At 66.8% G+C, this 22,317-nt stretch carries 15 protein-coding genes; 6 read left to right on the top strand and 9 right to left on the bottom strand.

What is annotated here, in order from left to right:
* Window positions 1-18 precede the first annotated feature (18 nt).
* The 3 genes from V2S85_RS15550 to V2S85_RS15540 are packed head-to-tail and all read left to right on the top strand — an operon-like array spanning window position 19 to window position 2,290.
* Window positions 19-423 (top strand): hypothetical protein, encoded by a 405-nt coding sequence (locus V2S85_RS15550; RefSeq protein ID WP_330703757.1) that lies wholly within the window; start codon window positions 19-21, stop codon window positions 421-423.
* Window positions 420-1,424: a pyridoxamine 5'-phosphate oxidase family protein gene (locus tag V2S85_RS15545; RefSeq protein ID WP_330703756.1), complete on the top strand. Its 1,005-nt coding sequence runs from the start codon at window positions 420-422 to the stop codon at window positions 1,422-1,424. The genes V2S85_RS15550 and V2S85_RS15545 overlap by 4 nt, the downstream gene beginning before the upstream one ends.
* Window positions 1,421-2,290, top strand: coding sequence for a class I SAM-dependent methyltransferase (locus V2S85_RS15540; RefSeq protein WP_330703755.1), 870 nt, complete (start codon window positions 1,421-1,423; stop codon window positions 2,288-2,290). The genes V2S85_RS15545 and V2S85_RS15540 overlap by 4 nt, the downstream gene beginning before the upstream one ends.
* Before the next feature lie 10 nt (window positions 2,291-2,300).
* Here V2S85_RS15540 and V2S85_RS15535 read toward each other — a convergent pair whose 3' ends face one another.
* Both V2S85_RS15535 and V2S85_RS15530 read right to left on the bottom strand, forming a co-directional pair.
* On the bottom strand, window positions 2,301-3,581 hold the full coding sequence (locus tag V2S85_RS15535; protein WP_419198206.1) for an MFS transporter: 1,281 nt from the start codon (window positions 3,579-3,581) through the stop codon (window positions 2,301-2,303).
* An 86-nt stretch (window positions 3,582-3,667) separates the two neighbouring features.
* Window positions 3,668-3,856: a hypothetical protein gene (locus tag V2S85_RS15530; RefSeq protein ID WP_330703753.1), complete on the bottom strand. Its 189-nt coding sequence runs from the start codon at window positions 3,854-3,856 to the stop codon at window positions 3,668-3,670.
* Between the two features lie 195 nt (window positions 3,857-4,051).
* Here V2S85_RS15530 and V2S85_RS15525 point away from each other — a divergent pair, with 195 nt between their 5' ends.
* The gene (locus V2S85_RS15525; protein WP_330703752.1) at window positions 4,052-4,804 is read left to right on the top strand and encodes a TonB family protein; all 753 of its coding nucleotides are present in this window, start codon (window positions 4,052-4,054) and stop codon (window positions 4,802-4,804) included.
* Between the two features lie 54 nt (window positions 4,805-4,858).
* Here V2S85_RS15525 and V2S85_RS15520 read toward each other — a convergent pair whose 3' ends face one another.
* The gene (locus V2S85_RS15520) at window positions 4,859-6,982 is read right to left on the bottom strand and encodes a TonB-dependent receptor (protein WP_330703751.1); all 2,124 of its coding nucleotides are present in this window, start codon (window positions 6,980-6,982) and stop codon (window positions 4,859-4,861) included.
* A gap of 464 nt (window positions 6,983-7,446) precedes the next feature.
* Between V2S85_RS15520 and V2S85_RS15515 the strand changes: the two genes are divergently transcribed.
* Window positions 7,447-9,744, top strand: coding sequence for a TonB-dependent receptor (locus V2S85_RS15515; protein ID WP_330703750.1), 2,298 nt, complete (start codon window positions 7,447-7,449; stop codon window positions 9,742-9,744).
* A gap of 149 nt (window positions 9,745-9,893) precedes the next feature.
* Window positions 9,894-12,494 carry a M14 family metallopeptidase gene (locus tag V2S85_RS15510; RefSeq protein WP_330703749.1) on the top strand — a complete coding sequence of 867 codons (2,601 nt, stop codon included), beginning with the start codon at window positions 9,894-9,896 and terminating at the stop codon, window positions 12,492-12,494.
* Between the two features lie 671 nt (window positions 12,495-13,165).
* On the opposite strand, the gene V2S85_RS15505 is transcribed toward V2S85_RS15510, so the two are convergent.
* The 6 genes from V2S85_RS15505 to V2S85_RS15480 all read right to left on the bottom strand — a co-directional run bounded on the left by V2S85_RS15505 (window position 13,166) and on the right by V2S85_RS15480 (window position 22,203).
* Window positions 13,166-14,926, bottom strand: coding sequence for a protoporphyrinogen/coproporphyrinogen oxidase (locus tag V2S85_RS15505; RefSeq protein WP_330703748.1), 1,761 nt, complete (start codon window positions 14,924-14,926; stop codon window positions 13,166-13,168).
* A 13-nt stretch (window positions 14,927-14,939) separates the two neighbouring features.
* Window positions 14,940-16,385 (bottom strand): phosphotransferase family protein, encoded by a 1,446-nt coding sequence (locus tag V2S85_RS15500; RefSeq protein ID WP_330703747.1) that lies wholly within the window; start codon window positions 16,383-16,385, stop codon window positions 14,940-14,942.
* Window positions 16,382-17,848: a phosphotransferase family protein gene (locus tag V2S85_RS15495; RefSeq protein ID WP_330703746.1), complete on the bottom strand. Its 1,467-nt coding sequence runs from the start codon at window positions 17,846-17,848 to the stop codon at window positions 16,382-16,384. Before V2S85_RS15495 ends, V2S85_RS15500 begins: the two co-directional genes overlap by 4 nt.
* Window positions 17,845-18,867 (bottom strand): DUF7064 domain-containing protein, encoded by a 1,023-nt coding sequence (locus V2S85_RS15490; protein WP_330703745.1) that lies wholly within the window; start codon window positions 18,865-18,867, stop codon window positions 17,845-17,847. Before V2S85_RS15490 ends, V2S85_RS15495 begins: the two co-directional genes overlap by 4 nt.
* An 83-nt stretch (window positions 18,868-18,950) precedes the next feature.
* Entirely contained in the window at window positions 18,951-21,182 is a 2,232-nt protein-coding gene (locus V2S85_RS15485) for a TonB-dependent receptor (RefSeq protein WP_330703744.1), read from the bottom strand.
* A gap of 283 nt (window positions 21,183-21,465) precedes the next feature.
* Window positions 21,466-22,203 carry an SDR family NAD(P)-dependent oxidoreductase gene (locus V2S85_RS15480; RefSeq protein ID WP_330703743.1) on the bottom strand — a complete coding sequence of 246 codons (738 nt, stop codon included), beginning with the start codon at window positions 22,201-22,203 and terminating at the stop codon, window positions 21,466-21,468.
* Window positions 22,204-22,317: the final 114 nt, after the last annotated feature.

Here is a 22,317-nt window from a genome sequence, read left to right as displayed (position 1 = left end):
CCAGGAGACCTAGTCGCCATGATGATGCACAGCGTGATAACCCCGGCGCCTTCGATATCGGCGATGGGACGCATCGTCACCCTGGTGGCCCGCCGCTGGCGCCTGTCACGCGATCGCGGGCAACCCGTTCAGCATCGGCTCCATGCTTTCCTTTCGGCACGCGACTGGGACATGCTGACGCCCGCGTTTCATAGCCTGATCCTGCTGTGGGAGCATGCCATGCAGCGCCCGCTGGCGACCGGACGCGGCCGGCGGTTCAGCGGTGACGAGCACATGCTGGTGGCCCTGCTCGACGGCAGCGTGCAACGCGGCGCCTGCATTCCCTGCCCGGCCACGGCGGGACGGCCGCTCGACGCGGCGATTGGTTCCACCCGGTTGCTGATGGCGACGATCCTGAGCGCCCCGATCGGCACCGGCGCATGAGCGCGATCGACAGTATGGCCGCGCTGGAGGACGTCGTCGGCAAGACCCCGCCGGCGATGCATCTCAAGGTCATCGATCACCTCGACGCCGGCGCGCTGCACTGGATTTCCCGTTCGCCGCTGGCCTTCGTGGGCGCGGGCCGTGCGGACGGACTCGCCGTCACGCTCGCCGGCGGCAGCGCGGGTTTCGCGGCCGGCGACACCGGCGAACTGCGCCTGCCGCTCGCCATGCTCGATGATCCGGACCTTTTCGCGCCCGGCATGCCGGTGGGGACGCTGTTGCTGCTGCCGGGCGTCGGCGAAACGTTGCGCGTCAACGGGAGGGTTTCGGGGATCGACGGCGGGGTTGTCCGCATTGCCGTGGAGGAATGCTACGGCCACTGCGCCAAGGCGATGATCCGCTCCGGCTTCTGGACCACCGGCGCGTGCGAGGCCCCCGACAAGCCCGCGCCCTTCGCCGCCGCCGCCCGCTTCATGGCGCTCGCCACGATGGGCGCGCTGGGCTGGGCCGACCTCAGCCCGAAGGGTGACCCTGCCGGCGGCATGGCGCGGCTCGACGGCGACGTGCTGTGGTTCGCGGACCGCCCCGGCAACCGCCGGGTGGACAGCTTCCGCAACATCGTCGAGCAACCGCGCGTCGCCTGCGCGCTGCTGGTTCCCGGCAGCGCCAGCGTGGCTCGGGTCCGCGGCCATGCGCGCCTGACCACCGAACAGGGCATGCGCGAAGGCTTCGCGGTCAACGGCAAGATCCCGCAACTCGCCATCGGCGTGACCATCGACGCACTGGACATCCGCGAGAGCGCGGCGCTGGCATGCGCAGCCCTCTGGCCGGTCACCGCGCCGGAAGAGATCGACACCACGCGCCTCTTCGTGAACCATATCAAGCTCAACCGCAGCGGCGGGATCGGCGGCGCCATCGCGCGGGCCAGCATCGCCCTGCCCGGCATGACGGGCCTCATGAAGAAGGGGCTCGACAAGGACTACAAGGACAACCTCTATTGAGCACCGCGCCAGTGACCACCCCCTACCGCGTTTCCGACTGGGACGGCGAGACCGGCGCGCGCTGGGTCGCCCATCAGGTCCGCCTCGATGCGATGCTGGCCCCTTTCGGTGACGCCGCGCTGGACGCCGCCGACCCGCGCCCCGGCGAACGGGTGCTGGACGTCGGCTGCGGCGCGGGTGCCTCCAGCGTGGATCTGGCCGCACGGGTCGGAGGCGAAGGACGCGTGCTGGGCCTCGACATCTCGCAGGCGCTGGTGGAGCGCGCGCGGATCGTTGCCGCCGGTGTGCCCGGCACCGAATTCGCGGTCGCCGACGCCGCCGAGGCAGCCTTGCCCGAAGCCGCATACGACCTGTTGTTCTCGCGCTTCGGATTGATGTTCTTCGCCGATCCCGTCGCCGCACTCGCCAACCTCGGGAAGGCGCTGCGGCCCGGTGGACGGCTGGTCTTCGTATGCTGGCGCGCGGCCGGATTGAACGACTGGGTGCGCCTGCCGATGGGCGCCATCGCCGGGATCGTGCCGCCCTCTCCGCCACCCGATCCCGAGGCGCCGGGTCCGTTCTCTTTCGGCGAGCGCGCCCGGGTTGAACGCATCCTGGCCGCAGCGGGCTTCGATCGGATCGCCATGACGCCGCTCGACCACGCGATCCCGTTCGGTCAGGGCGCCTCGCGAGAGGAAGCGGTGGAGGATGCGGTGGCGATGGCCTTCGATGTCGGCCCGCTGTCGCGCGCGCTCGCCCACGCCTCGCCGCAAGTGCGCGGCCGCGCCGCCGAAGCCGTGCACGCAGCCTTCGCGGCGCGGCCGGGGGAACACTCGGTCATGATCGACGGCGCGGCCTGGATCGTCACCGCGCGGAGGCCGGGGTAACGGCCGGAGGCTAGCGCTGCCGCGCCGAACGCATGGCGCAGACGGTGGATATGACCAGCGCCGGCACCGCCGTCACCGCGATGGCGGTCAGCAGCCTGCCGCCGAGGAAAAGGTCCGAGATCGCCCCCGCCACCACCGGACCGACCGCGCAGAAGACCGAAACCACGAAGCTCCAGACCGCGAAGCTGCGGGCGCGCAGCGATTCCGGCGTCAGATCCTGGAGGATCGTCGGCACCAGCGCATTGGCGATGCAGGTTACGAACAGGAACAGGCCGACGAGCACCAGCGCACCGTCCACGGTCCCGGCCGCCAGCAGCAGCACCGCGCAAGGGATCCCCGCCAGCGCGCCGCAGCCCATGATGATCGGCCTTGCGGCCAGGCCGAAACGGCGGCGCAGCATGCGGTCGAGCACCCCCGCGACCGGCAGGCAACCGATGCTGGTGAGCAGCGTCACCACGCCGAGCGCGTGCCCGATCACCGACATCGGCGCCCCGTAGCGCCGCTCCAGTGCCAGCGCGATCAACGGGTTGAGCGCCTGCACGGCGATCATCAGGCTGCCGGCGACGCCCACGAACAGGCCGATCGCGCGCCACCGCTCGCTCAGGAAGGCGATCAGCGAGGCCGAGACCGGATCGCCGGAAGCAATGATGCCCCGGCGCGGATCGTCAGTCAGCAGGCTGGCCCCCAGCAGTGGCAAGCCCGCCAGCGACAGCAGCAGCAGGCCCTTGCGCCAGGGTTCCGCGTCGAAAGTGAACACCGCCTGCCCGGCCTGCACGATCGTCTCGCCGAAGTAGAATCCCGCGCTGGAACCGGCCGCCATCAGCGCCGCGAACGAGAGATTGGCGGCGACCCTATGGCGTTCGGGCGCGAGGTCGGGGATCAGCGAGTAGACGATCGGGATCATCGCGAACTCGGTCACGCCCGAAGCGGCGCGGCCGATGAAGAATAGGGGGAAGCTGGGCGCCAGCGCGCTCAGCACCATCAGCGCGCTCCACCCGGCGATGAGGCCGAACAGCACGCGCTTGCGGGAGATGCGGTCGGCCAGACGGGCGATCGGAACGGCGATGGCGCTGGCGACGAGTACGCCGGCCAGCCCCTGCAAGGCGCCGATCGTCGCGTCGCCGACGCCGAAACTGGTCTGGATCGCCGACAGCAGGATCGACTGCAGGCCGCGATCGCTCATCTGGACGCCGGCCGTCACGCCCAGGAACGCGACGGTGAAAAGCGCCCGAAGTGTCCACGGCGCCCTCTCCCCGGTCGACGCGGCGGGATACGAGGCTGATGCGACGATCGCTATGGGGATTCTCCGGTAAGAGGCAGACGACGAACCGGCGCATATCTTGACCGCTTTTGCGACTTATTTGCAAGTCCTGCCGCTCATCCGGGCACACGCAGGCGATTGGCGTAGAGCTTGAACGGGGCGAGGTGGAGGTCGTTCGCACCCAGCGTCTCGGCGCATTGGGCGATGACCGGCGCGAGTTCGTGCCTGGGCAAGCGCCATCGTCCGATCGCGACACGCTGGGCAGCGGCGATCCACGCCAGCAGAGGCAATTCGTCCTCGCTCATATCTTCAAGACGTTTGAGCGAGGCGATTTTTCACTGCCTGGCGCGATTGCCCCAAGACATAACGGCATCACAAAATCATAATGATAATCATTATCACGTATGCTAACGCCGCCGTGCCGATCTGAAGGGAAGGAGGCGGCACTGAAGCACGAGAGCATCTGGCAGATCGATCGCGCGGTCATCCCGGCCGTGGATATGCGCGCCCTCGAAGCATCGCGCGATATTCGCCCGCACGAAGGTTACACGGCTGCGCGGCGAGGACGCAGCGTCGCATTCGTCGTGACTGCGGCGCTTCATGTGATCGCGCTGGCCGCGCTCGCGAACATGCAGTGGTCTCGATCGATACTCGTGCCGCCGCCAACCACCGTGAGCCTCTTCGCGGTCAAGCCGCCGCCGGCGCGGCGCCATCCCGCCGCGAAGCCGGTCCCGGGCGAGCACCAGGCACGCGCCAAGGCCAGCGCGCCCGCGCGTGAGAAGTTCCGCCCTGCGACGCCGCCACTGCCGATCGCGCGCCATGCCCTTGGGCAGACCATCGAGATCGCGCTGCCGGCAAGCCCGGCGCCGCCTTCGCCGATCGTGCTGGAGCATGCCTTGCCGCCGGTTCCTGTAATCGCAGACGTCGATCGCGACACGGCGCCGACATGGGAAGGGCTGGTCCTCGCCTCGCTCGACAGGGTCAAGCGATACCCGGCCCAGGCCCAGGCGAGGCGCTGGCAGGGCGTGCCGATCGTGCGTTTCGCGATCGATCGCGAGGGTCGTGTGATCTTCGCCAGGCTGGAACGGGCGAGCGGCCTCGCCGCGCTCGACGAAGCCGCCCTCGAACTGCCACGCCGGGCCCAGCCGTTCCCGCGCCCGCCGGCGGAGATGCCCGGCGCGACGATCGAACTGGTCGTCCCGGTGGAGTTTTCCATGCCGCCGGCGCGAGGCGCGCGGCAACCATCCACGTAAAGGCCGCCGACGTGAGGGCCGCGTGCCACGGCGCCTCCCGTCGGCGTTCGTCGCTCAGAAGTCGAGGCGGGCAGTGACGCGGATGTCACGGCCGCTGAGCGGCGCATAGTCCTTCAGGAACGAGGCGGCACGGCGGGCCACCACGTCGAAGATGTTGTTGGCCGAGAGCGCGAAACTGATCGGCCGCTCGGTTCCCCAGGGTCGCACGTTCAGTTCCGCGTTGACCATGGTGTAGCCGGGGGTCGATGTCTCGAACTCCGAGATGCGGTGCTGCGCGGTGACGTGCTCCACCTCGCCACGCACGTCGAACTTGCTCGCCTGGTAGGCAAGCCCGCCCAGCACGCGCAGCGGCGGGATGCGCGGCGCCGGGCCGACGTCCTCGATCTGGGCGTGGACATAGTCGCCCAGCGCATCGGCCACGATCTTGGCGTCGCCGATCCGCGCCAGCGTCAGCGTGCCTTGCGCCTCGAAGCCGTAATAGCGCGCGTCCGCCTGGCGGAAGGCGTAGACGGGCAGGCCGTCCTCGACCTCGCCGGTCAGATCCTCGTAGATGAAGTTCGAGAACCAGCTGTGATAGGCCGAGGCCTCGAAGGTGTAGTTGTCACCGCGCCCGCGCAGGATCGCCTCGACGCTGGTGGACTTCTCCAGCTTGAAGTTCGGGTTGCCCAGTTCGTAGGCCTCGGTGCCCGCGTGGGGACCATTGGCGAAGAGTTCCTCCGCCGCCGGCGCGCGAGCCGTGCGCGAGACGTTGAGGCCGATGCGCCAGTTGTCGGTAAGGCCGTAAGACGCGCCGAGCGAGCCCGAGACGGCATCGAACGAGCGGTTACCGTCGAAGAACTGGCTCTGGTCCAACTGTGGGCTGGCGCTGAGCGCGGTGTGCTCGTAGCGGGCGCCGGCCTCGAACTTGAGCGCCCCGTAATCGAGCTGCTGCAGGGTGAACAGGCCGAACTGAGTGGTGGAGTTCTTCGGCAGGAAGGCCTCGTCACCGACGACGTTGAAGTCACGCGTGTAGAGCTGCGCGCCAGTCACGCCGCGCCAGGCGCCATGCCTAGCCTGGCTGAATTCGATGCGGCCTTCCATGCCCTTGTTGTAGAACGCGGTCCCGACCGAGCCGTCCTCTTCCAGCTCGAAATGCGAGTAGTCGGCATAGCCGAGGCGCATCGAGACCTTGTCGAGCACCTCGCCGCCGGTGTCGATCTCGGCGCGGGCATCGACGCGATCCTGCTTGAGGCTGAGGCGCGGCGCTTCCTGTTCCTGGCCCTGTTCCGTCGCGTAGCGGATCGGCACGCCGTAGAGGCTGTCGTAATGGCCGTAGGAAATGCCGATGTTGCCGGTATCGCCGATATAGGCGATGCCCGCGCCGGCGGTCCAGGTCTTCGACTGCGAGTTGGGCAGCTTGCCCTTGACGGCAGCATTGGCGGCGAAGTCGATCGGCTCCTCCGCATCGGGATCGGCCGGCAACAGGCTGCTGGCCAGCGCCTGCGCGCGCAAGTCCGAAGTCAGCGCATGGCCGCCGATGCGCATGTCGTCGCTCTTGAGATAGCTGCCGTCGGCATGGGCGACCCAGTGCGCGGACAGCGGCACGTCCACCGACCCTGCCAGCGAGCGTTCGTCCGCCGCCGAGCCGTAGGATGCCAGCGCGCCGACGTGGACGGGCTCGTCCGGCACGGCGGTCGGAATGCGCTTGTCGATGACGTTGACGACACCGCCGATCGCGGCCGAACCGTAAAGCAGCGACTGCGGCCCGCGCAGCACTTCGATGCGTTCGGCCAGCAGCGGGTTGACCACCGTGGCGTGATCGACCGAGGTGTTCGAGACGTCGATCGAACCGAGGCCGTCGGTCAGCACGCGCACGCGCTCACCCTGCAGGCCGCGCAGCACCGGGCGCGACGCGCTCGGCCCGAAGGATGTCGCCGAAACGCCGGGCTGGTGCTGCAGCGTCTCGCCGATCGAGGCGCGCACCGCCTGCGTCAGATCCTTGCCCTGCACCACCGCCACGCTGGACAGCATGTCCTGGCGGTTGGTGGGCAGGACGCCGGTGACGATGATCTCGTTGCCCTGCGCGCTGTGGTAGGTGTCGTCCTTGGTCGCTCCCCCGGCATCCGCCCCTTCGGCGAAGGACGGGGCGGGGAGCAGGATGGCGGCCACGGCGCAGCCGGAAAGCAGTCGAAACCTCATGGGGGAACCTCGGATATGACAGGGTGATGTTATGGGATAACGTATCGTCTACGCCACCGGTTGTGCCGCGATCGGGGGAATCGCGAAGCCGCCATCTACACCGGACCGTGATACGTTACAACATCGTTTCCGATGTATTTCCCGTTCATGTCCCGCGTAGAGATGCCGCCACTGCCAGCGGCGCGCTGCCATCCTGGCCGCGAGTTGACCGAAGCCGAACAGGAGAGAGATTGGCGCCTATCCCGTCATTAGGCTTGCATTCCGACGCGCTTTCGGGTGGAGGCGTCACGGCATTCGCGGTTGCACAATTTTTGAGCAACTACGATTGCCTCATGACCAATAATTGAGCAATAAAATTTCTTGTATATACATTAATGGCGCGGCATCATGCGAGTCGCCAACAGGGGGGAAGTAGCGGCCAAGAGAAGCCGCCTTCGCCATCATTTGAGGGAAAAGCCAAGTCGATGACCATTCAGAGCAAGCTTCGTCGCGCCGCGCTCAAGTGCGGGGCCGCATCCATCGTCCTTACCCTGGTCGCCCTTCCCGGTGTCGCAAACGCCCAGACTGCAGCGGAAAAGCCCGCAGCCGATGAAGCGGCCGCGAACAACGGCAACGACATCGTCGTGACCGCGCTGCGCCGCGACACCACGGTGCAGACCACGCCGATGGCGATCACCGCCCTCACCGGCGAGACGCTGACCAATGCCGGCGTCACCAACATCGCCGACTATGCCAAGTTCGTCCCCTCGCTGCGCATCCAGGACAACGGCCCCGGCCAGCGCCGCGTGAGCCTTCGCGGCGTGCAGGCATCGGGCGAGGCGACCGTGGGCGTCTATTACGACGACACCCCCGTCACCGGCTCGGTTGGCGTATCGAGCGACGCGGCGGGCCGCACCGCCGACTTCACCCTGTTCGACGTCAACCGCATCGAAGTGCTGCGCGGGCCGCAGGGCACGCTCTACGGCGCCAGCTCGATGGGCGGCGCGATCCGCGTGATCTTCAACAAGCCCACGCAGGAATACGAGGGCACCGTCGAAGGCCAGGCCATGTCCACCAAGGGCGGCGGCTTCGGCTACTTCGTCAACGGCATGGTCAACGTGCCGCTGGTCAAGGACGTGCTGGCCGCGCGCGCGGTCCTCTACCGCCGCGACAGCGACGGCTACATCGACAATACCTACCTGAACCGCAAGAACGTCAACGACTATACCGCCACCGGTGGCCGCCTGATGCTGCGCTTCACGCCTACTTCCAACTTCACGATCGACGGCACCGCCGCCTTCGAGAACACCGATGCGGTTTCCGCCACCTGGAACCCCTCGGTCGGCAAGTACAAGTCGGCGGCGCAGGTCAACCTGCCTTATACCGACAAGTCGCAGCTCTACAGCCTGACCGCGAACTGGGACGTGGGCTTCGCCAACCTGACCTCGATCACCAGCTACCAGCACCGCAAGTCGGCCTACGCCGCCGATGACAGCTACTACATCGGCACCTACCGGACCGAGGCCAAGTGCGCGTCCTACACCGGCGGTGCCTGCTCGTCCGACACGCTGGCCAGCTACTACGATTATCTCGACAGCATCAGCCCGGCGGCGATCTACTATCCGGGATCGACCAAGGACTTCACGCAGGAAGTGCGCCTCAGCTCCACCGAGGGCGGCCCGATCGACTGGACCGTCGGCGCGTTTTTCCAGAACCGCAAGAACCACGTCACGTCCGAAGACGCGCTGGCCGACGACGCCACCGGCGAGATCATCTTCCCGGTTCAGCTGATCTATCGCCGCGAGATCTTCGACAAGCTCAAGCAGGTCGCCGTCTTCGGCGAGGGTACGTACCACGTCACCCCGTCGCTGAGCCTCACCGCCGGCATCCGCTATTACGACTACGACAAGACCGTCACCGGCTATACCGACATCGCCTGGTCGCTGATCGGCGCACCGGCGCGCCCGGTCAGCACCGTCAAGTCCTCGGCCGACGGCACCCTACTCAAGTTCAACGCCTCGTGGCAGGCCAACCCCGACATGCTGTTCTACGCGACGGCATCGCAGGGCTACCGTCCGGGCGGCGCCAACCAGGTCATCGGCCTCTCGGCGGACCTGACCCCGTACCAGGCCGACAAGCTGTGGAACTATGAAGTCGGCAGCAAGCTCAGCCTGCTGGGCCGCGCGCTGACCCTGAACCTTGCCGCGTTCCAGATCGACTGGGACAACATGCAGGTCAGCGGGCGCACCACCAACGGCGCCTACTCGTTCCTGTCCAACGCCGGCGCCGCGCGCATCCGTGGCCTCGAGGCCGAAGCCTTCGTGCGTCCGGTCAAGGGCGTGCAGCTGAACTTCTCGGGCAACTATCTCGACGCCAAGCTGACCGAGGACCAGGTGAACGATGCCGTCGTCGCCGCCGGCCGCGCCGGGGACCGCATCCCCTACATCCCGCACTTCGCCGGATCGGTGGGTGCCGAATACCGCACGCCGGTCAGCGACACGGTCGAGTTCTTCGCTCGCGGAGACCTCAACTACGTCGGCTCGTCCTATTCGGAGTTCCGCCCCACCAACGTCTATCGCGTGAAGATGGACCACTACGTCCTCGCCAACTTGCGCGTCGGCTTCGAACTGCCGGAAAGCGATGCGGGCATCTACCTGTTCGTGAACAACGTCTTCGACGCGGTCGCGATCAACCGCGCATCGATGTCGTCCACGCCCAACAGCTACGCCGCCACCTCGGCCGCGCCGCGCACCATCGGCGTGAACGTGCGTCGCAGCTTCTGATGCTCACCCCGACTTCGTCATTGCGAGCGTAGCGAAGCAATCCAGGGCGGTCCCGCCGCTCTGGATTGCCGCGGCCCTGCGGGCCTCACAATGACGAAGCGGGGCGTGGAAAACCTTTTGATCCCAATCTGCTCACGGAGTCCCAGCACATGAAAACGCACAAGTCGGCGCGCTTCGCACGCGTCCTGATGGCCGCCTCGGCGCTGGGGCTCTGTGCTCCGGCACTTGCCCAGAACGTGCCGAGCACCAAGGACGTGCTAGGCCACGAAGTCGGCGAGGACTACTACCTCGCCAACTACGAGGATGCAGTCCGCTACTTCGAGGCGCTCGCCAAGGCCTCGGACCGCATCAAGCTGTTCCAGAGCGGCAAGTCCACGCACGGCAAGACTTTCGTTTACGCCGTCATCTCCAGCCCGGAGAACATCGCCAATTTCGACAAGTACAAGGCGATCTCCAAGCGCCTCGGCGACGCGCGCGGGCTGAGCGATGCGGAGGCGAAAAAGCTCGCCGCCGAAAGCCCGATCATCGTCCACATCGACGGCGGCATGCACGCTAGCGAAGTGTCCGACCACCAGTTGCCGCTGGCGCTGGCGCACAAGCTGCTGTCGGCGAAGAACGACGCCGAAGTCGACGGCATCCTCAAGAACGTCGTGCTCGTCCTGTGGCCCACGCTGAACCCGGACGGGCAGGACATGGTGGTCGACTGGTATCGCAAGCAGCGCGGCACGAAGTGGGAGACGAGCCGCACGCCCTGGCTCTACCAGGAGTACGTCGGCCACGACAACAACCGCGACGGCTACATGCTCAACATGAAGGAGAGCCAGGTCGTCAACGCGACGGAGCAGGACTACGCGCCGGTGATCTGGTACAGCCAGCATCAGGTCGCGCCGTTCCCCGCGCGCATCTGGGTGCCGCCCTTCGCCGATCCCGTCTCGTCCAACATCAGCCCGTACATGCGGATCTGGACCAACGCCATCGGCACCAACATCATGACCCGCATGGAAACCGAGGGCAAGCCCGGCGCCATCGCGCAGGCCCGGTTCGACAACTGGTACGCCGGGTTCCTCGACTACATCCACGTCTTCCGCAACACGATCTCGTTCTTCACCGAGACCGCGCACGACAGCGCGACGCCCAAGACCTGGAAGGTCAGCGACTTCCCCAAGGCGCAGCAGGACTTGAAGGCCCAGATCATGTATCCGCACCCCTGGCAGGGCGGCGAGTGGCACCTGAAGAACTCGGTCGACTACATGCTGACCGCCTCGATGTCGGTGCTGGAAACGGCGCAGAAGTACCGCGAAACGCTGCTGTTCAACCGCTATCAGGCGGGCCGCGACATGATCGCCGCCGCCGCGAAGGACGGCCCGGGCGCCTACGTCATCCCGGCCGACCAGACCGACGTGCCGGAGGCCGCCTCGCTCGCACAGCTGATGATTTCGCACGGTCTCGACGTGATGCAGACCTCGGCGCCGACCGCGATCGGCGGGCAGACCTATGCGGCGGGCAGCTGGGTCGTGCCGATGGACCAGCCCTTCGCGGGCCTGGCGCGCGAGTTGTTCGACCCGCAGAAGTACCCCGACGCCATCCTCGGCGGGGACGGCAACCCGGCCGACCTGCCCTACGACGTCACCGGCTGGACGCTGCCGATGCAGATGGGCATCAAGGTGGAGCGCATCGCCAAACCGCTCGACGCTTCTGCCCGCGCCTCTCTCACCAAGGTCGCGGCCGCGACGCCGCCCGCAGGCGGGGTCACCGGGTCGGGTTCGACCTACCTGCTCGATCGCCGCGTCAACAACAGCTACCGGGTGATGAACGCGGCGCTGGCGGCGGGCGGCAAGGCCAGCTGGAGCGCGGACACGATCGCCCTCACCGGCCTTTCGTCCGACGCCGTGGGCAAGCTTGCCGGCCAGTACAGCGTCAACGTCACCGCCAGCACCGATGCTCCCACCGGCGAGGCGGTGCGCAAGGGCCGCGTCGCGCTCTACCGTCCGTGGGGCTCCAACATCGACGAGGGCTGGACCCGCTGGCTGCTGGAGCAGTACGACTTCGGTGCGAAGAGCGTCTACAACGCCGACGTCAAGGCGGGCCTTGCAGGCAAGTACGACACCATCGTCCTGCCCGACATGTCCGCTCCGGGCAAATCCCGCCCCGGCGACACGGCGCCTGCCGCCGACTTCGAGTCCAAGTACAAGGGCCCCCTCGCCTCGCTGATGGACGGGTTCAGCCCCGCCCAGATGCCCGCCCCCTATGCCGGCGGCATCGGCGAGGACGGTGCGAAGAAGCTCAAGGACTTCGTGAAGAACGGCGGTACGCTGGTGGCGCTGAACAATGCCTCCGATGCGGTGATCGATCTGTTCGACCTGCCGGTGACCAACATCCTGAAGGACGCCAAGGCCGAGTTCTTCTTCTGCTCCGGCGCGTTGCTGCAGGTACAGTTGACGCCCGGCACGAAGATGGCGGCGGGCATGCCGCTTGATCCCATCGTGATGTTCGAGCGCGGCCCCGCCTTCGAACCCAAGCCCGGCTTCAAGGGCGAGGTGCTGGCCTCCTACGCCCCCACCGGCAACCCGCTGCGCAGCGGCGTCCTGCTCCACCCCGAGGCGATCCAGGGCAAGGCGGCCGCCGTCGTGGTCGAGTACGGCAAGGGCAAGGTCTACCTCTACGGCTTCCGCCCACAGTGGCGCGGCCAGTCGCACGGGGCGTACAAGGCGTTCTTCAACACGCTCTACCCCGACAGCACGGGCAAGTGATCCACCCTTGGGGCGCCTGCGAAAGCGGCGCCCCTTTTTTTTGCAATGGGATATAGTCGCAACGACTTCCGCCCGAGCCTCTATCCCTGTCGATCGCAAGATTGCCCGCGAGTGTGTTCCGCGCGCGTTCCCGCACGCTCACGCTTGACAATTATAACCACATAGGTTATATGGCCCGGCATCCGGAGTTACGAGGTACACGTCGCTTCCGGTGTATCGGGTCGGCGTCGTGGGCCGGGATGCGGTTTCAAGCCGTGATCACGCAAACCACGCGCCCAACGAAGACCCGGACTGTCTCTGAGCTACCGGAAAAGTCGTCCATACGTTCCTGCGCCACACGGCAGGACTTGGGAGGACCATCCCGGATAGCCGTCGGCCGATAACGACGCGAACCCTAACGACGGCCACATGGGACTTTCCGATGGAATACAGGTCGAGCCGGGCTGCACCGTGAGTTACCCGGCCATTCGCCCGCGCTTCACGGAAAACAAAACCCCGCGTCCCTGCTTGGACGCTCCCGACGCCGACCCGATGTTCACCTCGGATGCGTTGATCTTCCCCCGGCGTTAGGCCCGCACTCGCCAGCGGGCGTTGTCGTATGTGCCGTCCACATCCTTCCCGGGCTCGCCGGGAAGAAGTGGCATCTGTGCCAGGTGGCGATCGGGTCCGGTTCAGCCGTGCCCATCGTCCCGGGAATGCGATCGACCATCCCTGTACCCGATGATGTTCCTGGCTGCGACCTGGCCCCAATGGATCGCGCTGTTCTGCCCGGTGCAGGTGAAATAATCGCCGGCCAACTGGATCGGATCGGCAGGATCGAGTTGCTGCTTCATCCGATGGATCGCCGTGTAGACGCCGGGAGCCGGGTTCGGGATCGCCTGGTCCCAGCGCACGACTTGCACCATCTCGCGGGAACCGCCAAGCTCGGGAAACAGCCGGGTCACGAACCGGTCGGCGATATCCACGAATGCCGCGTCGTCGCTTCCCCGCAGCGCGTCGAGCCCTCCCTCCTCGAAGTAGCAGGTGATGAGCGAATGGCCTTCGGGGGCGGTCTCCGCCAGCTTGTTATGGTCGAGCCAGACCAGCCCGATGTGGGGATGCGCGGCGACGGGCACCAGCACCCCCAGCGCCTTGGTGGCCGTCCGGCGGCTATAGCCGAGGTAGACGTTGACGGCGCGATTGTACGCCATACGCGCGGCGAGCGGACCGATGACCGGCGCAAGCTCGGGCGCCATGTCCGCGGCTTGCGGCAGCGGCGTGGCGATGACGCAGGCGTCGGCTTCGATGGTCTCGCCGGTGGCGGTCGTCACCACGGCTCCGCCCCGGTGCCGGCGCACCTCGCGCACCGCAGTCGAAAGCCGCACGTCGAGCATCGCCGCAAGCGCCGCCGGAAATCGCTCGATCCCTCCCCGCAGCGCCAGCATTCGCTGGCCGGCAAGGTTGGCGAGGCCGGAAAACCATTCCAGCGCCGATACGTTGGCGCCGCGATTGATGGTGTAGGTCCGGATGAGCGGATCGACCAGAACGTCGAATATCTCGCGGTCCAGTCGGCGTGCGCAATAGGCCTGCGCGGTTTCGGTATCAGCCCGCCACGCCGTGCTGACGTCCAGTACGTCGGCGGGACGGTAGCGGAGATAGTCGGCGATGCGGTGGCTGCCGCTCGCGAGATGCAGCACCTCGTCGCGGCCCGGCACGTTGAACACACCGCCGAACGGCGCGCCGAAAGGATCGTCAAGCTGGCCCTGCTCGCCGTCGGCATCCTCATGGATATGGAAGAAGCCGCTGACCGGGCCGGTGCGGAAGCACGTCCAGACCCGCAGCGCGCGCGGCTTGCCCTTGGGCGCCAGCCGGGGCGGCAGCAGGTGCGCAGGGGGAGCCAGCGGCGCGCGTTCGACATAGAGCCCCCAGCTATGATCGCGCCCGCCGACCCACTTCTCGGGATCGAGCGCCCACGAAAGCTTTCCCACCGACAGCGAACCGTGCACCCGCCCGGCCTGCGAATAGCGCGTCTGGTCGGTGGTGCGCCGCCCGCGATGCACCACGGTCTGGCGGTCCTCCTGATAGGCGGCGGACGTGCCCTCCCACAGGAGGTCGAAGGCGATGCCGGACTCGTTGTCGTCCAGCGTCAGCGCGATCTTCTTCATCGGCTCGGGAAAGCGGATATGCAGCGGGCCGAGGTCCAGTTCGAAATTGCTGCGCCAGGTCCGGCTGAAGCGCACCGTGCGCTGGATGCCATCGACGTTGATCATCGCGTAGCCGCCGAACATGTCGGTGTTCGGGTTCACCCGCGCGCCGATGCCGAGGAATACTTTTTCCTCGGGATTGAACACGGCGAACCAGTAGCCCTCGTCCCAGCTGTAGTCGGTCGAGGGAATGTAGCTGAACGGCTGGGGGGCCTGGTGGACGGGGTATTCGTCGTAGGGGGTCAGCAAGGGACTTCTCCGTTCAAGTTCCGCGCACGGCCTCGGCCGCCGCGATCCGGGTCTCGGTAAGCGCCTGGTAGGCGCCGTGGCCGCGCAGCGGCATCTGCATCCAGTCGATCAGCGCTGGCTCCGTCTCCTGATACATGGCGGCGGCCGACAGCGTGGAGACGAGCACCTTGCCGATGCTCAGCACGTCGAAATAGGCCATGCGGAAGCGGCTGATGCGGTTGCCGGACAGCTCCTCGTAGAGAGCCACGGCGTCCTCACGGTCGATCGCGGAGCCGGCGCACTGGACGAAGAACGAGAGGTCTTCCGCCGGGTCGCCGAGGCGGGCGATTTCCCAGTCGAGCACGGCACTTACCGTGTCGCCTTCGACGAGGATGTTGTGCGGGCCGAAGTCGTTGTGCAGCACGCGCACCGGTTCGTCGTCGTCGGGAACGTTGGCTTCCAGCCAGTCGAACAGCCGCGCGAAGCTGGGTGAGGCGGGCGCGGGGCTCAGCCAGATCTGGTGGCGCCAGGCGGCGATCTCGGCGCGGGTGTTCTCCGCCAGCGTGGCATGACCGGTCCATTGACCTAGCGCAGTGGCGGCAAGCCGGTCGTCGATGGGCTGGTTGTGAATGCGTGCCAGCGTGTCAAGGTAGGAGCGGACCAGCGCCTCGGGAAAGCGCTGGGAATCCCCGTAAGCGCTGCCGGTATTGCGCCCCGCCGCGCGGCGCGAGACCATGAAGCGGCGCCCCAGACGCGCCTCGTCCGCCTCCAGCCAGAGCGGCTCGGCGACGGGGATGCCGCGCTTCCACATCAGGCGCACCACGGAGAATTCGTCGGTGATCGCGCTGGCGGTGAACTTCACGAAACGGTCGCTCTTTTCCGCGCGGATGACCATGGCGACTTCCTCGCCGTCGCTGCGGATGGCGTCGACGAGGATCGTCTCCTTCTGGAACCCGCCGACGAGGCGGGTGAAGCGCGAGACGCGTTCGTAATCGCCGGGAAAGCGGGCGTGGAGATAGGCTTCGAACCGTTCGGCCGTCAGCGGCGGTATCTCCGATACCGCGCTGGCGGCAGCGGGCATGAGCGCGGCGTAGAAGCGCGCTTCCAGCGCCTCGGCCTCCTGCAGGACGCCCGGATCGACCGCAGCGCCGTCATGAAGCACAGCCGTCAGGCGTGCCATGCAGCCGGTCAGCCTTGCCACCATCGCGTCGTATCCGGTTAGCGGCGAGGCGGGCGCGATGCCTCCGCCGCAGCGGGTGACGAGGGCATCGATATCAGCTTCCAGCCCCCCCAGAACCGCAAGCGTTTCGGCGCTTTCGCGGGTGACGAGATTGCCCAGCACCATCTGCGCCATGCCCAGCACATGCGCGATGTCGGTGCGCTCGCCGGGGTCGATCTCGGCCAGCGCCTGAAGGACACCGCGCAAGGTGCGGTCGGTGGTCGGCACCAGCCGCGCCGGGGACTTGCCGCGCAGCATCATGCGGGCACCGGCTGGGCGAGATGGCGCAGCAGCACCTCGCACTGGTCGACGAACATGTAGGGCGCGAAGATGTGGCCCGCGAGGGCGAAGCGCATCTCATGGGGCATATGCCGGTCGAACAGCGTCTGGGCATCGACGCAGCCCACCCCGTTGCGGGTGCGCGTCCATAAGTCATAGAAAAACGAGGCTTCTTCGCAAGGCGCCGCGCCGCCAGCCGCGATATAGGCGGCGAGGAAGGCGTCCCAGCCAACGATCGGCTCGACGAACTGGCGCACGAAGCACAAGTCCTGCGTCGGGTCGCCGAGGGTCGAGAATTCCCAGTCCAGAAGCGCCGTCACCTGCCCGTTTTCGTCGAACATCAGGTTGTGGAAGCCGACGTCGCCGTGGATCACGCGGGCTGGGCGATCGAACAGGACGGGCGGGACATTGGCGCGCAGCCAGACCAGCGGGAGTTCCTGCAGGGGGAAGGATTCGGCGCGCTTGCGGTGGAACAGATCGATCCACAGGTCGACCTCGCGCACCATCTGTTCGCCCGCCGAAAGCGCCGCCAGTGCCGGGTCGGCGCCCAGCGCCACCGGGTCGTAAGTGTGGAGCCTTGCCAGCAGGCGGGCCAGTTCGTTGCAGGCAGCGCGGGCGCGCTCGGGGTCGCTGCTCCAGGCGGCGACGTCGCTGGTTCCCGCGACCCGGCGCGAGACGAGGAAGGCGCCGCCGAAACGGGCCGCGTCGTCTTCCAGCCACAACGGCTCGGCCACAGGAAAACCCTGCGCGTGCAAGTGCTTGAGCAGCGGAAATTCCCGCACCACGGTCTTCTCGATCAGCGGCACGGGCAGATCCTTGCGGATCACCAGCGGGTCGCTTTTGCCGCTCGCGGCATCCTCCAGCGTGAAGAAGATCGTCTCCTTCGAGAAGCCGCCGGGGATCCGTTTCAGGCCCGTCGCGGTCACCTCGTCGCGGCCGAAACGGGTGCGCAGATAGCCGGTCAGCCCCTCTGCATCGAGGTCCGGAAAACCGGCCCCAACCGCCTTCACCCGCTCGTTTTCGATGCGCCCGCCGCGGTAGACTACGGCGCTGCCGTTGGCGACGTCGGGATCCTGCGAGATGTAGAAATCGCGCTCTGCCGCGACCAGTTTGGCCAGCGCCTCCCCCCCCTCGCCATCGGCCCCGGACAGCCATTCGGGCAGCTTTTCCGCCACTTTCGCCTCTGCCTCGCCCCGCAGCCTTTCGAGGGTTTCGAGGTCCGCATCGGCGGGAGGCGGGGGCAGACACACAATGGCACTCAACGTGCCTACAAGGGTACGCAAGCCCGCCTCACGCGCCGACATCCGCGCGGAAACGTCCCACAACAGGCGCGTCACGTGATCGAGCTTTATCCGCGACACCGGGTCGCCCAGCAGCGGCAGGATTTCCCCCCTCAGCGTGGCGACCGCCGTGTCGAGCAACCGGGCAGAGCGCAGGTCCGTCATCCGTCGACCAGCGCTTCCTGACTGTGCACCGCATGGGCGAAATCGTTCCAGATCACGCACTGCTCGTCACCGTGCCCGATGCGGCCGTCGACCTCCCAGCGGATCAGCGAGATGTGGGCGAGCATGTTCGGCCAAGTCGCATAAGGGCAGCTGGCGATCGTGCGGCCGTTGGCGGTGATCTGCGATCCGTCCTCCAGCGTCATGTCCAGCACGATCGTCTGCGGCCTGAAATTGCCGTCGTCGCGCCGCACCTGCTTGCGGGCCGAAGTGACCAGCAACTGCTTGCCGTCCTTCCAGACCCAGCCGCCGTTGAGCGCCTTGTCGGTCGGGATCTCGAACGGGGCGGTCAGCTGCGGGTTGCTGCCGACGTGGTCCATCATGTTGCAGTTGAAGATGAAGTCGTCGCCGAAGCAGCCGGTCATCCAGGCGACCGGCGGCATCGGCATGATCGCTTCGGGGCGCAGCTTGCCCCAGCTGCGATCGCGCACGTTGTGGCAGTCGACCGCGTACTCCTTGCCGCGCAGGCGCAGGGTGCCGCGCACGCGCATGCCCTGCTCAAAGTGCTTGCCGTCGCCGAACAGCGCGATCGGGGTGACGCCTTCGGAGATCAGGTCGATGCCGTTGCCGCGCGCCGCGTCGTCGTAGGTCAGGTGGAAGCGCTTGTTCGGCTCCAGGATCTTCACGCCGAAACCGTTGTCCAGCCGGTAGTCGTGAAGGTCGTTCGCCAGCACACCATCATTCATATAAGCGCGGAAGTCGAACAGCTCCGCCGCCATGCTGACCGGCTTGATGCCCTGCCAGACCATCAGCCCGCCGGTCACCACATTCAGGTTGGGATGGTGCCACATGTAGGTGAGGCCGTGGATGTTTTCCTCCGGCACGTTGAAGCCGAAATACTGCGTCTCGGTGAGCGTATCCCCCGATACCCCGGCATTGACGGCGGGGTGCAGCAGATCGTCTTCGGGCACGGCCTGTCGCAGCGCCGCGTTGTTGGCCAGATAGAATGGCTGGTCGGTCATCCGTTCTCTCCTCGGTGTTCCAGTCGTGGAATGCGGCCGGGACGCGCCTGCAACACGCCCGGCCCCAACCCTTCAGTCGCCGCTTATCCGCCGAATTTGGTGCTCAGCGTGATGCCATATGTCAGCGGCGCGGCAGGTGTCGTCAGCGCCCCCAGCGCCGAAGGCACGCCCTGCGCCAGATAGTACTTGTCGAGCAGGTTACGGCCCCACACGCGCACCCCGAAGCGGTCGTCTTCGGAGCGCCACTGCAGCGAGGCATTGAGCAGCGTGTAGCCGCTGTTGCGCAGGAGATTGTCCGAACCGAACGAGAAGCCGCTGTTGTAGCTGGCGGTCACCGAAGGGGTGACCTTGCCGAAGCTGCCCTCGAAATCGTAGCTGGCGGTCAGGTTGCCAGTGAACTTGGGGGGGCGCACGGTCGGGTTGCCGCTGGCGTCATAGGGCGCGACGACCACGCCCGCCGAATTGCCGTAGGACACCGTGTTCTGGAAATCGTCATAGCGGCCATGGATATAGGCCGCGCCGCCCGACAGGGCGAAGCCGCCGAAGGGCCGCCATTCGAAGTCCGTCTCGATGCCCTTGATCGTCGCCGCCGCCGCATTGGTGGTCTGCACCACGCCCGCGCTGGTGGCGCCCGCCGGAATTACCTGCACCTGGATGTTGGTGTAATCGTAGTAGAAGCCCGCCACGTTCAGGCGCAGCGTGTTGCCCAGCAGCTTGCTCTTGATGCCCACTTCGTAGGCATTCAGGAATTCGGGGTCGAAGCTGGTGACCGGCGCGCCGCCCAGCGCGTTGAAGATCGACAGCACGTCGAAGCCGCCGCCCTTCACGCCCCGGTTGAAGCTGGCATAGGCGTGGATGTCGTCGGTGAAGCCGTAGTCGATCGCCGCGCGCCAGGTCCATTCCTTGTAGCCGCGCTTGCCCGAACTGACCCCGAAGTTGGGCAGCACGCCGACGAGGCCGACATTGCCGCGCATGCTCTGGCGTTCGTCGGTATAGCGCGCGCCGCCGGTGATGCGCAGGCGCGGCAGGATTTCATACGTCGCCTGCACGTAGCCGGAGATCGATTCCGTGCTCTGCAGCGTCGTCGCCGAGATCGGCACCGGTACCGAGGGCACGATGAAGATCAGATCCTTGTACCCGGCCTTGTTGCTGTAATAATAGCCGCCCAGGGTCCAGTCGAGCTTCGAGCCCTTCTTCGACACCAGTTGCAATTCACCCGATACGTTGGCCTGATACGTGGGCAGCTTCGCTTCCACGAGCGTCAGCGGCGTAGCGTCGGCCTCGGCGTAATAGTAGCCGTCCTGATGGCGATAGGCGAACGTCGTCACCAGATCGGCGAAGCCCATGTCGCCGTTGGCCTTGGCGGAAAATCCGTACTGCCGGTTCTTGATGACCGGCACGAAGGGATCGCCGAAGCTGGTGATCGCGCCGCGCGTGTCGTAGCCGTTGGCGGGCGCTTCCACGCCATCAGCGCCGATGGCGCCCTTGGGCAGGCGGTAATCGGCGAAGTTGGCCTTGATCGTCGAATAGTCCCCCGCCAGCGTCAGGCTGAACGCGTCCGACGGGCTGATGAGGATCTTCGAGCGGATCGACTTGCTCTTGCTGAGGAAGGTATCCGCATCGACGGTGAGGTTGCGGCCCCAGCCGTTGCGCTGGTTGGAATACATCGCGGCGACGTCCATTGCCACCACGTCGCCCAGCCCGCCCGAGGCATAGACCGAGCCGGAGATCGTATCGTAGTTGGCATAGCCCACGTCGGCTTCCAGCGTCGGCGCGAAGCTGGGTGTGCGGGTGACAAGCTGGATGACGCCGCCGGTGGCGTTGCGGCCGAACAACGTGCCCTGCGGCCCCTTCAGAACCTCGACGCGCTCAAGGTTGTTGAGGTTCATGATGTTGGCATAAGGCGAGGCGATGTAGACGCCGTCCACATACGTCGCCACCGAAGGCTCGTCGTTCGGGTTGGCGGCGTTGGAGCCGATGCCGCGCAGGAAGGCAGTGCCCGCGCCCGCGACGTGCGAGAAGTTCAGCGCCGGAACCAGCGTCGGCAGGTCCGCCGAGAGCGAGACGCCCGAGGTCTTCAGCGTATCGCCGCCCACCACGTTGACCGAGATCGGCACGTCCTGCAGGCGCTCCGAACGGCGCTGCGCGGTGACGATGATGTCCTGGATGCCGCGCGTTTCCGGCGGGGTCGAGGCGGTGGCGGCCGTAGTGCTGGTGGTGGCCGCATCGGACGGCGTGGTCTGGGCCAGCGCAGGAGCCGCCGCGATGGCAAGGCCCGCTGCTCCGCTCAGCAGAATTGGGAAATGGCGCTTCATGTCATCCTCCTCTGAAGGCCGCGCATCCGCGCCGGCCTGTGTACGGACAGGGTCTGGTGCCCTGCTCTCCTTGTCCTTGATGCCGGAATCTCCGTCCGGTCAGACGGATAAATGATATGCTGGCATACTATCTGTCAAGAGATTTCGTGTTCGGTGCGATCAGCTGATTTCCGGAATGTCCGGTGGTAATCCCCGCAATATTCAGCAGAACCGCGCACATGGAATTATCCTGAAGCATCAGGATGATCGCCGAATCCGGTATGCTTGCTATTCGTTTTTTGCGCTACTTGAGCAGCATCGCGAAGGCGCGGTCCAGCGCGCGGTCGGGGAACAGGCGCGCCAGCGCGGTGACCGCCTTGGCGTCCGCGCCCACCTTGTAGCGGGTGCGCGGATTGGCGGCGGAGACGGCCGCGTCGATCTGCCGCGCGCATTCCTCGGCGGAGACACCGCCGCCGCCGTTCTTGCGGATCATCGCGTGGTATTTCCGGTAGAGGTCCTGATAGAGCCGCGCGTCCTCGCCGGTCAGCGCCTGGGTGGCGCGCTCGGCTTCGGCCACCTGCCCCTCGACCATGCGGGTGCGCACGACGCCCGGCTCGATCAGGATGATGCGCGCGTCCTGCCCCGCCGTCTCGCGCCGGGCGGCATCGACCACCGCCTCGATGGCGAACTTGGAGGCGCAGTAGGCGCTCAGCATCGGCCCCGATACTTTGCCCCACAGCGAGGTGACGAGGGCGATGCGCCCGCCATGCCCGCGCAGGCGCGGCAGCGCGGCACGCAGCATCCGCACCGAACCCACCGTGTTGACGTTGAGCGTATCGAGCACGACCTGTTCGGACTGCACCTCCACCGCGCCCAGTGGACAGACCGCCGCGCAGTTCACCACGACGTCCAGCGGCTGCCCGGCCAGCCAGCGATCGGCATCGGCGAACCCCGCCTCGACCGAAGCGGTGTCCGACACGTCGATGCGCACGCCGTGCAGGTTCGGCCCCGCGCCCAGTGCAGCCAGATCGTAATTGCTCACGGGGTTGGCAGAAAAGTGTTGCGCGGAGGTCGATTGGCTGATTCACCCTACGGATGCCGCCACCGCCGCTTCATGTTCTGACCGAGGCCGAGAAGAACGAGCTGCTGCTTGCTC

The organism is Novosphingobium resinovorum (assembly GCF_036352595.1).
Lineage (GTDB): Bacteria > Pseudomonadota > Alphaproteobacteria > Sphingomonadales > Sphingomonadaceae > Novosphingobium > Novosphingobium resinovorum_B.
Note: the sequence above shows the minus strand (reverse complement) of the source record. Positions and strands in the feature narration are given on the sequence as shown.

Excerpts from the sequence above, each read along its gene's own strand:
- V2S85_RS15515 (WP_330703750.1), top strand. The coding sequence starts at position 7,447 with ATGACCATTCAGAGCAAGCTTCGTCGCGCCGCGCTCAAGTGCGGGGCC.
- V2S85_RS15545 (WP_330703756.1), top strand. The coding sequence starts at position 420 with ATGAGCGCGATCGACAGTATGGCCGCGCTGGAGGACGTCGTCGGCAAG.
- V2S85_RS15520 (WP_330703751.1), bottom strand. The coding sequence starts at position 6,982 with ATGAGGTTTCGACTGCTTTCCGGCTGCGCCGTGGCCGCCATCCTGCTC.
- V2S85_RS15550 (WP_330703757.1), top strand. The coding sequence starts at position 19 with ATGATGATGCACAGCGTGATAACCCCGGCGCCTTCGATATCGGCGATG.
- V2S85_RS15495 (WP_330703746.1), bottom strand. The coding sequence starts at position 17,848 with ATGACGGACCTGCGCTCTGCCCGGTTGCTCGACACGGCGGTCGCCACG.
- V2S85_RS15485 (WP_330703744.1), bottom strand. The coding sequence starts at position 21,182 with ATGAAGCGCCATTTCCCAATTCTGCTGAGCGGAGCAGCGGGCCTTGCC.
- V2S85_RS15525 (WP_330703752.1), top strand. The coding sequence starts at position 4,052 with ATGCGCGCCCTCGAAGCATCGCGCGATATTCGCCCGCACGAAGGTTAC.
- V2S85_RS15530 (WP_330703753.1), bottom strand. The coding sequence starts at position 3,856 with ATGAGCGAGGACGAATTGCCTCTGCTGGCGTGGATCGCCGCTGCCCAG.
- V2S85_RS15500 (WP_330703747.1), bottom strand. The coding sequence starts at position 16,385 with ATGATGCTGCGCGGCAAGTCCCCGGCGCGGCTGGTGCCGACCACCGAC.
- V2S85_RS15490 (WP_330703745.1), bottom strand. The coding sequence starts at position 18,867 with ATGACCGACCAGCCATTCTATCTGGCCAACAACGCGGCGCTGCGACAG.
- V2S85_RS15510 (WP_330703749.1), top strand. The coding sequence starts at position 9,894 with ATGAAAACGCACAAGTCGGCGCGCTTCGCACGCGTCCTGATGGCCGCC.